Genomic DNA, 387 nt, shown 5'->3' on the forward strand with positions numbered 1-387 from the left:
TCACTGTCGTTCTCAAAATCGGTGGAGCTGCATGACAAGGTCATCGGGCATTATCTGAACATAAAACACTATCAGTAAGTTGGAGTCATTACCAAAAATCTCATAAAATTAATATATGAGATAATCTTTATTCAGCAGAAGATTATTAAAGGTTGCTGTATTATTTAGCGATAATAAAAAAAGCCTGCCAGATGGCTAATGCCAGTCAGTTAAGCAACTGACTGGCTCTTTTTCGGGGCTGTGGGGTATTTCCAGGGCCTCTCCTTTACCACTCTCGGGAAGGCCCTTCCTAGACTGGCCCCCTGAATCTCCAGACAACCAGTATCACTTAAATAAGTGATAGTCTTAATACTAGTTTTTAGACTAGTCATTGGAGTACAGATGATT

General features: G+C 40.1%; 1 protein-coding gene and 1 pseudogene. One reads left to right on the forward strand and one right to left on the reverse strand.

Annotated features, from left to right (window positions below):
- Positions 1-78: IS1 family transposase (locus BGK49_RS18560; protein WP_001401901.1), on the forward strand; the 78-nt coding region annotated here is incomplete at its 5' end.
- Between the two features lie 131 nt (positions 79-209).
- Here BGK49_RS18560 and BGK49_RS31230 read toward each other — a convergent pair.
- A pseudogene (locus tag BGK49_RS31230) lies at positions 210-290 on the reverse strand (hypothetical protein); the annotation flags it as partial.
- Positions 291-387: the final 97 nt, after the last annotated feature.

It is taken from the genome of Shigella sp. FC1544 (genome assembly GCF_001722145.1).
GTDB lineage: Bacteria > Pseudomonadota > Gammaproteobacteria > Enterobacterales > Enterobacteriaceae > Escherichia > Escherichia coli.